We start from the raw sequence: 10,675 nt of genomic DNA, 5'->3' as shown, positions 1-10,675 counted from the left end.
TTTCATTTTAAAACCGAACCGCTGTTCAAGTCTTTCTTTGTAATGTTTCCCGTTGTTTTCGGGGTTGCAAAGGTAATCAAGTTTTTGTTTCTAACAAGTGTTTGTGAAGAAAATTTTAAACTTTTTTCAACCCTTCAACTCAATCACCGCTCGTTTGCGGGGTGCAAAGGTACGTACTCTTTTTACTTTTACAAGCGTTTTTATCACTTATTTTTAATCCTGTCTTAAAACAAAGTCTTAACTAACTGAAATAAAACTGCTTAAAACATGAAGTTTTTTCAATCTTTTTAACTCCTTACAAGGAACTCCAGCTGTTTTCCCGGTTTTACTCACCGAAGAATCCTTTAGATATTCTCTAATTCGGGAGAAAAAGTGCCTGTTTATCCGGGAATTTTAATTGAAGAAGCAATGATTTCATGGTTAAATCCTGTTATTTAACATTCATAATCGTCCGAACTCTTAATCATTCACTCCTATTGAAGCCGATTAACCCACGAAAGTTCCCGTAAGTATCGTATGCAGCCTATGATTTTTTATCCGTTCGTTCCGAAAACCTGGAAACAGATTCGTTTTCCCTCTCTTTCGCTGATATTTTCTAAAAACACTCTTACCCTATCACCACAGGTCTTACCATATACTATATATAAGGACTAATCTATTTTATAGATGTAAATAGTAACCTTCCTTCATTCCATATTAAATGACGCTATTGGTATCGGTCTGAGTTCAGTGAAATGATATTCCTTATTTATATAGATGCACTTCGATTATAATCTGCGCCCGCCCCTGGCGAAATGGATTCATCAACGGGAGTTGAAAATCACTTGTATTCCAAATAGGATTATTCGGATCGTGGTCGTGTATTAGATCATTTTCCGATGTAAGTCCCGCAATTGCTTACGGGACTTATCGGAAACGATATGCAGTTAGTCTTGGTCTGCCGGCACTGCAGCACCGCCAGCGCCAAGAGCTTCTTTGATTTTTGCCTCCAACTCATCCATTAATTCCGGGTTGTCGGCAATCATATTTTTAACGGAGTCTCTTCCCTGTCCCAAACGGGTTTCTCCGTAGGAGAACCAGGATCCGCTTTTCTTAAGAATATTCAGTTCTACTCCCAAATCGATGATTTCACCTACTTTGGAAATTCCTTCACCATACATGATGTCGAATTCTGCTTTGCGGAACGGAGGTGCAACTTTGTTTTTCACCACTTTTACTTTTACGCGGTTTCCGATCACATCTTCACCTTCTTTAATCTGACTTGATTTACGGATATCGATACGCATGGAAGCATAGAACTTCAAGGCATTTCCTCCCGTTGTTGTTTCCGGGTTTCCGAACATGACCCCGATCTTATCACGCAGCTGGTTGATGAAAATACAACAACATTTTGCCTTGTTGATCGAACCGGTCAGTTTACGCAATGCTTTAGACATCAAACGAGCCTGCAGTCCCATTTGTGAATCTCCCATTTCTCCTTCGATCTCTGCTTTCGGAGTCAGGGCTGCAACGGAGTCAATTACCAACAGGTCTACTGCTCCTGAACGAATCAGGCTGTCTGCAATTTCCAGTGCCTGCTCTCCGTTATCCGGCTGTGAGATCAACAAGTTGTCGATATCTACACCCAATTTCTGAGCATAAAACTGATCGAATGCGTGTTCCGCATCCACGATTGCTGCAATTCCTCCTTGTTTCTGCACTTCCGCAATGGCATGAATTGCCAGGGTTGTCTTTCCGGATGATTCAGGACCATACACTTCAACGATTCGTCCTTTCGGATAACCATTTACTCCCAAAGCCAAGTCCAATGTAATGGAACCGGAAGGAATCACCTCCACTTCTTCAATCGCATTGTCTCCCAACTTCATTACAGATCCTTTTCCAAAAGTTTTATCCAACTTCTCCATGGTAAGCTGAAGCGCTTTCAATTTTTCCGGGTTAATTTCTTTCACTGCCATATCGTTTAATTTTAATCGTTTTTATTATCGTTTCTGCAAAGGTATGTCCAGTAGATCGTAAACTACTTACGATGTTGTGATCTAAATCAAATTTAAAATCTCTTCACCGTGATTTTTTGTATTCGGCTTCTCTATAATGTGCGTTATCACTCCTTTTTCATTCACGATAAACGTGGTCCGGTGAATCCCGTCATACTCACGCCCCATGAATTTTTTCAACCCCCACACTTTGAACGCATCGATCATTTTACGCTCCGTATCTGCTATCAATGGAAAAGGTAAGCTAAACTTCTCACTAAAACGCGTGTGCATTTTTTCCGTGTCCATGCTTACTCCTAAAATTGAATAGCCCTTCTCTTTTAACTCCTGGTACGAATCTCGTAGACTGCAGGCTTGATTCGTACAAGCAGGAGTATTGTCTTTCGGATAGAAGTATATCACCAGCTTTTTTCCTTCAAAGCTTTGATTCGTCCATTCTTTTCCATCCTGATCCGTTCCGCGAAAATCCGGGATCCGGTCACCAATTTTTAATCCGGTCATTTAATTGTTGAGTATTTAAACGATTATCCGACGAATATATAATCAAAAGTACAGCTTTATTTTAAATTGACAAATTTTAAGCATTCTTTTTGTTTAATTTTTCGTCAAACAAGTTGTGTGAAAGATATGTGTTATTATTTATTTTCTGTTATTCAGGGAAATAAACACTTTGGCCTGTTTCCTGCTCCAACAGGAATTTACTGCGGATTACTTCCTGAACCGGGCGTTTCTGGATCTTACATTCCAACCAGGAAATGATATCCAGGTAGAGGAACGGACGTTTTTCGTACGGCAACTTGGATAGTTTTACCAGTTTTCCATGCAAAATACGGAACGCACGCATGAGGGACACATCGTCTGCAAACGGAAGCTGGCGCAGGAAATTCAGAATTTCGCGCTGCACCCCGTGCAAATCACCCATGTTTCTCAGGAAACGGTATACCGATTTGATTTGGTAATCCAACAGGTGATCGTCCGTTCCCAGTTCGAAATGTGCAATCAGGTTTAGAATCCGCGCAAATGCCTGGATGTCTTCCCGCAACGATACGTCGCGCAACTGGATGATCCGGTTCAGATACTTGATCGCCATTTTATTGTCTCCGTTCCCGAAATACAGACACGCTACTTTATAATACAGGATCATAATCCGGTGATTATCCAGGCGGTCTTCGTGATCGGAAATAAATTGCTCCACTTTCGGCACGATCTCCAGTCCTTCGGAAAAAGTTCCACACAAATAATAGTAGTTTATCTTAGCCGTGAGCCAGTAGTTGCGGTGCAGCAAGGCAATATTTTCGTTTTCGCGGTCCCCCAGGTCTGCACTTTCCAGTTTTTTGATCGATTCCAGCAAACGTTTGTGGTTTCTCAGGTTAAACAAGGCATTCTGCAGGTTGTAGAGCCCTTTCAGGTACATTTCGCGGTAATGGTCTTTGACGTGCGAATGATCTTCGAATAATTTCACCCACAAACTGGCGTATTTGAAGCACATCAGGAAGTCCTGCGTAATGTAATAGTACCACACATAGGCATTGTACAGGTGCATTTTTTCTTCGAAGCTCAATTCCGAAATATTGTATTCCGGGAGACGTTTCGCGAAGAATTCCTGTACGAAGCGGTAATCCTTTTCGTCCCTTACAAAACCCACACGCACATTCAGGGCGTAAAGCTGCAGCGACAGGTTCGAGAAGAGAGTCGTTCCCTGCATGTGTTTACTCAAAGCCCTGCTTTCTGCCGTGAGCTCGTCTGCTCTCGAAGGAACGCTTCGGGTAATGTGCTGCGATTCGATGAATTTTTCAAAATCGAGGATTTCCATGTGCAAAACCGTCGACTGAATTTTAATTGCATTCTGCTTGGCTTTCTCCAGTAATTTCAAGGCCTGGTTGTAGAATCCTTTTTCATATAAAATCAGGGCATGATCCATGGATTCCCGAATTTCAATCGTCGGCAAATGCGGTGCATGCTGCAATCGCAGACTCGTGAGCAACTGTTTGTATAAATGAGCTTTGATATTCGACAGCTGACTCTTTTTGAGTCCTTTGATCTTGGCGATTGCCAGTTCATCTGAATAATTCTCCGTTTTTTCGATCAAATCAAAGAGCTGGAGGTATTTTATTTCTTCCTGAGACGAAGAATTCCGGTTCGCATAAAGCTTAAAACTCCGCTTTTCGGCCTTTGATAGGGAAGAAATCAAGCGAACTAAACTGTCTGTTGACCCTGTGGACATTGTAATTTTTTAATTAAATTATCACTTATAAAGTATTGATTTTCAATATTTTAATCAATGTCAATTCATGCTTGGTTATCGTAAATATTAAAAACATTGATTTCGAATATTTAACGATATGTTTCATCTTTGTACTGTTCGAATGATTTAAACATCATTTGTCACCAAAAATGTACTCGTTTGAGTAACAGGAGTAGGGGTGCTCTTGTTTTTTCGATTAATAGCAAAAAAATCCTTTGCCTTTTGGCAAAGGGTTTTTTGTTTACCCAAAAATACGTCGAATTGTTGAATTAAGATCTCCATCCTCAAAAGAAAATCCTGCAGAACGAATTTTATCATTGGAAACGCGGTTTCCATAAAGCAGCATCACGGCCATTTTCCCAAATAACAAGCGAACCAAAAAGCCGGGTACAGGAGGCAATAAACGTTTTTTGAGTGCGCGGGCAATCACCTGGGTTAATTCCTTATTGGTCGTATTTCCCGTTGCCGCATGATATGCTCCTTCCAGTTGATGGTCGATCACAAAACCGAATACGCGAAACAAATCGCGGTCTTCGATCCACGGAATAACTTGTTTCCCGGAGCCCAGAACCGCACCGAATCCTTTTTTCACCGGGGCAGCTAGTTTTGCCAAAGCTCCGCCGTTTTTACTCAGCACAACGGCAATCCGCACTTTGGAAACAAGACATTTTTCACCGAACTGATCGGCTGCCTTTTCCCATTTCCGGGTAATGTCAGAAATCATGTCGTTCCCGAACGGATCTGCTTCCGTGTAGGTTTTTTCCGGATGTTCAAACCCATAAGCCACCGCCCCGGAAGCCGATACATAGTGTTTGAGCGCCGAAGATTGTTTAAACGCTTCAAACAACAAGTTGGTCGTTTCAATGCGGGAATCGTAGAGTTCTTTCACGCGTGCTTTTGACCATCTTCCACCAGCCAGCTCCGCTCCACAGAGGTTAATAAGCACGCTTGTATGTTCAATAGCTGACGGATCGATTGTCTTGGCAGACGGATCCCAATGGAGAAAAAAATGACCCGGATCGGATGGTTTACGCGTCAGAATCCAAACCTCATGACCCAAACTTCTTAAATGTGCCGACAGGCCTGTTCCGATTAATCCCGAACCTCCTGCAATCAGAATCTTTTCCATATGCTCTTTTTAAATTCCGAACCTAATTTAGCCCAAAAAAAGACTGCCATTTGTTATAAACCTGTTACTTTTACAAGTCACTTCATTTTGAATGAAACAAAAGCTATGAAAAAGTATATTTTCCCCGTTTTACTCATCGGATTGGTTTCCTGTGGTTCCGATCAAACAGATCAACCGGCAGTTAAAGAGAAAAAGGTCATTGTAAAACATTTCAAAAATGAAGCTGAAATGGATGCACATGTACTGCAATTGAAAAAGATCACGGAAGCATCCGGGTTAATTGCCAATTCATTGCACTACGAAAAAGCCGACGGAACGATGATTGAAGTAATCGGTCATTTGGATTCGACCAATGTGATCCAGATTCTCGAAGAACAATTTTCTGACGGAAACGGGAAAACCAACGGAACACGTTTTTATTTCCTCAATGACGGAAAGCCTTTCATGACGCAGGAATTGATCGACCAGATCGACGGAACAAACGAGGCTGTTTTCATCGACCGTATTTCTTATTACGATGAAAAAGGGAAAATCCTCAAAACGAAAGAGCGCACGGCTTCCTTCCAGGACGATATTAATAAGTCAAAATACAAACCGGCTCCGTTGCATCCGATCAAAATGGATCGCGCGATGGATGCTTTGAACTCGGAGAAAGAATTCAGTACCACTTTCCAGGGATTTGTACACCAGGATATTTTCAGCTACCTGATTTTGGGGCCGGATGATCCGAACGGTTTTACAACCGCTTTGCGACTGGATTACCGGGATCAACTCGTGAATATTTTGTACAGCGATCCGGACAAATACCTGGGCGCGAAAGTCAAAGTGAATTTTGAGGTGCATGATGACCGTGGATTTGAATTCCAGGTATATGCAGGCGGGAAATTCGTAGACTAAATGCAAAATTGTGAATGCAAAATTCAAAAGGAATGACTCTTTTTGAATTTTGCATTTTGAATTTATTTGATCTTACCAAGTTCTGCTTTCAGGTAATCAATGATTTCGATTTCGATCGGGTCTCCATGCTTCAGGTCGCTCAGATACAACGAAATCCAGTCGATCAGATGAATCAGGTAGATGCTTTTTTCTACGATCGTAGCTCCTTTTGCTTCAATGACCTCTACCTTATCTGTTTTTGATTTGGTGCGTTCAATGGAAATGTCAAAACGTTTCTGGTTACGCATCGTCAGGTCTCCGGTTTGGATAAACAAACACGCATAGCGGTTGTCTCCGCCTCCCCATCCAACTAGTTCGTTGTGGTTCATTTCCGGAATGACGTGCTGCCAGCACAATTCTTTTGAGTTCTCATTAAACTGCTGTTTTGCACGAATGGTGATTCCTTCATAAGCAGATCCGGCGTATACCGCAATGGTTCTTTTCTGAAGTGCTTTCGCCACGCGCATCGCTTCGGATTTGATGTGGATCAACTCAGCATCGATCAATACTTTTCCATTCGAAATCTCGTTCAGGATGCTTTTCTGTGCATACCCCAGCTGCAGGAAGATATTACACAACTGCACCAATGAAAATGCCAGCGCTGTTCTCGGCGGGTTTCCTCCCGGAACAATGACATACGGATAGTTGTTTGCTTTACAAAACTGCTCCAAAGCACCTCCGGAACAAATTCCGATAATGGCTGCTCCACGGTCTTTCGCATCTTCCAGCGCAAAAAGGGTTTCCTCCGTATTCCCGGAATAGGACGATCCGATCACCAACGTGTGTTTATCTACGAATGCTGGCAAGGTATATTCCTGAACGGACAAAACCGGAACCGGGCAGTAGTTTTGAACCCATTGGGAAACAATTTTCCCTCCGATACCTGAACCACCCATGCCGCAAATCACAATGTTTTTGATTTCATGGCCTGGTTTTACAATGGTTACTTTAGCTGCAATTTCCAGAGCTTCACTGATATTGGACGAAAATTCCTGAATGAGTTTTTCCATAGTTCATTTTGAAGTTTGTAAATATAATAAGGCTTTTTCAACTGAAGAAGTTTTAAAAATCTTCACCCGGAAATAAATTAGTGTACTTTTACTAAAAAATTGAAGATGAAGCCTCGATATGCATCGGAAACATTAGCGATTACAACGAAAGTAGTTCTACCGAACGATACCAATACGCTTGGAAATTTATTCGGTGGTCAGTTGTTGGCCTGGATGGATGAAATTGCAAGTGTTTCTGCGCACCGGCACTCACGAAGAGTCGTCGTAACCGCCAATGTAAACAATGTCAGTTTCAATTCCCCGATCAATCATGCTTCTATTGTAACACTGGAAGCGAAGGTTTCTCGCGCGTTCAATTCTTCGATGGAGGTCTTTGTGGATGTATTCGTAGAAGACAATATTTCCGGAACGCGTACGAAGCCTAATGAAGCCATTTATACGTTTGTGGCTGTGGATCAGCATGGCGGACCAATCCAGGTTCCGGAGCTAATTCCTGAGACGGAGGAAGAAATTGAACGTTATGAAGGTGCTTTGAGACGCAGACAGCTGGCATTGATTTTGGCCAGGAAGATGAATCCGAAGGATGCAACGGAGTTGAAGAAGTTGTTTATCGATTAGGCTTTAATTGAAAACGGAGAATTGAAAAGTGGACCATTTTTTACTTGTTAATTAGCAAGTAACATGTATCATCAGCCCGAATTCTTCGATTCCAGCCTTCTCAATTATTCATTTTACATTTTCAATTAAACTCATCTGTATCGCTCCCACATCCTGCAGGTTCATGCACTTGAAATGCTTTTTCGGACATTCTTTGTACCCAATCTTCGAGCACGGTCGGCAAGACAAGCCCGCAACTTCATGTATGGAATACAATCCCGGATTCTGCGGAGCATAGGTATACATTCCAAAATCGGGAACGGTATTTCCCCAAACGCTCACAATCGGTGTTTCGAAACAACTGGCAATGTGCATCAAACCGGTATCTCCGGTCAGTAACTTGCTACAGGTTTTGGTCATGAAAGCAGATTGACGAAGCGATAACTGACCGCATAAATCAATCACCCGCTTATTTCCGAGCATTCGAACCAATTCCACGGCGCGCTCCGAGTCGGTAGGGCCGCCAAGCAAGACGATTGGCTGCGTTACTTTTTCCAGCACACCTGCCATCAGAGAAAGGGGCATTTGTTTCGTAGCAAACTGCGCGCCCATTGCCACCGCAATGAATGATTTCTCTTGCAGTTCATATGCCGGCAAGTCAACGGAATCGTTTTCGGTCAGGAAGAAATCACCTGGTTTTTGATCGTTTTTGACTCCCAGCTTTTGCACCGCTTCAAAGTAACGATCCACCACATGAACTTTCGGCATGCGGTTGATTTTAAAAGTCGTTAGCAACAGTTTGGAGAAATTCTTCTTCGGAAAAGCGCTGGATTTTACTTTGAGAGACCGCTTCAACCGCAGGGTGCGCACATTGTGATGCAAGTCAACCACATAATCATAGTGTTCCTGTTTCAGCAGATCAATCACCTCATCAACCGATTTACGGATCGTAATTATCCGGTCGATGTATGGATTTTCTTCCAGCACCGGCTTAAAGGACTCTTTGGTAATGTAGTGCATTTCCGAACCGCTCAATTGTTCTTTCAGGCAGCGCACAACGGGTGTTGTGAGTACCACATCTCCAATCGAACTAAAACGGACAACCAGGATTTTCATGCACCAAAGGTATAAAAAAGAATGTGGGAATGTGGGTTCGCGATGCATCACGTACCCACATTCCCACATACCCCAAGGATTCCTGCTTAATTATAGAATCCGTTATTTAATCTTCTTCAAAAGCCCCTGAACTTCTTCCAGTTTTTTGCCTTGAGCAGCAATCTCTCCTTCTTTTTTCTGAGTTGCAGATTCATCGTCCTTGATCTTTTGCTCGGCGTCAGCGATCTTTTTCTTGTAGCTTTCGATGTCCTTTTTCGAACTTTCGATGCTTTTTTGCAAATCTTCTTTCTCGCCGTTCAGTTTTTTAAGCGCTTTGGTTTCCAGTTCGATCATCCCATTGACACTTTCTTTGGATGCGTTCTGACCAAACTTTTTCACGCGGTCTTCGATCACTTTATACTGATCGCGGTGATCACTGGAATTCAAATAAGCTCCTCCCAAATCAACTGCGAAAGCCACTTTGATATCGGAACCGCTGCTTTCGATGATTTTTGCGTATCCGTCAAAATACTTGTCTCCCATTGCCTTCAGTTTGGATTGTTTGGTCGTATACTCGTCTTTCGAACTGTTGTATTTCCCTCCCCAATCTTTCATTTCGGACTTCAACTCCTTCTCCACCACATCCTTGTTGGCATAAGGGATCGTTACGACAATGGCATCATAGGTTCCATGTGAAAAACTCACTTTCTCACCGGATGTTTTTACTTCCTGACCCACTACCCAGGTAGTCAGCATTGTTGCAACGATTAGCGTTAATTGTTTCATGTCGTATAGTTATGTGTTGTTTACTGATCAAAAGCTTTTCCTGTCCTTTCGCGTTTTCTGCTGTGGCAGACAGTGCTTTGTTCCTCGGCCTCGCGTCCCAACGGACTGACTTATTGGATTTTCTTGGCTGTTTTTTTACGGTCCGAAATCTGCTGATTCTGCGTTTTGATCTCTTCCTGCTTATTGTTCAGCTCCAATTGTTTTGCCTCGATGTTTTTCTGAGACTGTTCAATTTTCTTCTGGTAATTCTCGATGTCTTTTTTAGAACTTTCGATCTCCTTTTTGATCTTTTTCTCTTCTTTCTCCATCGATTTCAGCGCTTTCTTATCCGAATCCACATCCATGCTGATACTAGCCGCAGCCGCTTCTGCACCGAATTTCTTCACCTTCTCCCAGGTTGCCTTGTACTCCGTCGGATCTTCTGCAGCGGTCATAAACCGGCCGCCTTTATCCACTACAAAGGCCACTTTAATCTCATCGACCGTTTCGATGATCTTCGCATACACATTCACGTGGCTTTCCCCGAAAATTTTGTTTTTTCCCTGTAAAACCTGGTACTCATCACCCGATAAAACCACTTTTCCCTTCCAACTCTTCAGTTCGGATTTCAGTTGTTTCTCCACAACAGCTCTTTTCGCAAAAGGGATACTTGCGACAATGGCATTTTTGACTCCGACAGAAAACGATACCGACTCTTCGGTCATTTTAATTTCCTGTCCCAATAATGCCGCAGAAAAAGAGCAACAAAACCCGATAATTAAAACAAATACTCTCATAATAGTGATTTTTTAACTTATACAATGTAGGAACTTTGATTCGGTTTTCCATCTTTTTTATGTCTTTTTTACATCCTGTTGTTCGAAAAGAAGCTTTAACTTTA

General features: G+C 42.3%; 10 protein-coding genes. 2 read left to right on the top strand and 8 right to left on the bottom strand.

Going from position 1 to position 10,675, the window contains the following annotated elements:
• Positions 1-926: 926 nt before the first annotated feature.
• From recA to ABDV94_RS12290, 4 genes are all read right to left on the bottom strand, one after another.
• Complete coding sequence (recA, locus tag ABDV94_RS12305) at positions 927-1,958, bottom strand: recombinase RecA (protein ID WP_343747487.1); 1,032 nt, start codon at positions 1,956-1,958, stop codon at positions 927-929.
• Positions 1,959-2,039: 81 nt separating this feature from the next.
• A complete protein-coding gene (bcp, locus tag ABDV94_RS12300) occupies positions 2,040-2,498 on the bottom strand; it encodes a thioredoxin-dependent thiol peroxidase (protein ID WP_343747486.1) in 459 nt (152 codons plus the stop codon).
• A 148-nt stretch (positions 2,499-2,646) separates the two neighbouring features.
• Positions 2,647-4,221 carry a hypothetical protein gene (locus ABDV94_RS12295; protein ID WP_343747485.1) on the bottom strand — a complete coding sequence of 525 codons (1,575 nt, stop codon included), beginning with the start codon at positions 4,219-4,221 and terminating at the stop codon, positions 2,647-2,649.
• A gap of 262 nt (positions 4,222-4,483) precedes the next feature.
• Complete coding sequence (locus ABDV94_RS12290) at positions 4,484-5,371, bottom strand: TIGR01777 family oxidoreductase (protein WP_343747484.1); 888 nt, start codon at positions 5,369-5,371, stop codon at positions 4,484-4,486.
• 105 nt (positions 5,372-5,476) lie between these two features.
• On the opposite strand from ABDV94_RS12290, the gene ABDV94_RS12285 reads away from it, so the two are divergent.
• Positions 5,477-6,268 carry a hypothetical protein gene (locus ABDV94_RS12285; protein ID WP_343747483.1) on the top strand — a complete coding sequence of 264 codons (792 nt, stop codon included), beginning with the start codon at positions 5,477-5,479 and terminating at the stop codon, positions 6,266-6,268.
• 62 nt (positions 6,269-6,330) lie between these two features.
• Here the strand turns inward: ABDV94_RS12285 and ABDV94_RS12280 are convergent, their stop codons facing one another.
• Entirely contained in the window at positions 6,331-7,317 is a 987-nt protein-coding gene (locus tag ABDV94_RS12280; RefSeq protein WP_343747482.1) for a bifunctional phosphoglucose/phosphomannose isomerase, read from the bottom strand.
• 105 nt (positions 7,318-7,422) lie between these two features.
• Here ABDV94_RS12280 and ABDV94_RS12275 point away from each other — a divergent pair, with 105 nt between their 5' ends.
• Positions 7,423-7,935 (top strand): acyl-CoA thioesterase, encoded by a 513-nt coding sequence (locus ABDV94_RS12275; protein WP_343747481.1) that lies wholly within the window; start codon positions 7,423-7,425, stop codon positions 7,933-7,935.
• Positions 7,936-8,043: 108 nt separating this feature from the next.
• On the opposite strand, the gene ABDV94_RS12270 is transcribed toward ABDV94_RS12275, so the two are convergent.
• The 3 genes from ABDV94_RS12270 to ABDV94_RS12260 form a co-directional block, all read right to left on the bottom strand.
• The gene (locus ABDV94_RS12270) at positions 8,044-9,030 is read right to left on the bottom strand and encodes a glycosyltransferase family 9 protein (RefSeq protein ID WP_343747480.1); all 987 of its coding nucleotides are present in this window, start codon (positions 9,028-9,030) and stop codon (positions 8,044-8,046) included.
• 102 nt (positions 9,031-9,132) lie between these two features.
• Positions 9,133-9,795: a hypothetical protein gene (locus ABDV94_RS12265; protein WP_343747479.1), complete on the bottom strand. Its 663-nt coding sequence runs from the start codon at positions 9,793-9,795 to the stop codon at positions 9,133-9,135.
• Between the two features lie 110 nt (positions 9,796-9,905).
• Positions 9,906-10,571, bottom strand: coding sequence for a hypothetical protein (locus tag ABDV94_RS12260; protein WP_343747478.1), 666 nt, complete (start codon positions 10,569-10,571; stop codon positions 9,906-9,908).
• Positions 10,572-10,675 lie beyond the last annotated feature (104 nt).

Origin of the sequence: Fluviicola sp., assembly GCF_039596355.1 — a bacterium.
Taxonomy (GTDB): domain Bacteria; phylum Bacteroidota; class Bacteroidia; order Flavobacteriales_D; family Crocinitomicaceae; genus Fluviicola.
Note: the sequence above shows the minus strand (reverse complement) of the source record. Positions and strands in the feature narration are given on the sequence as shown.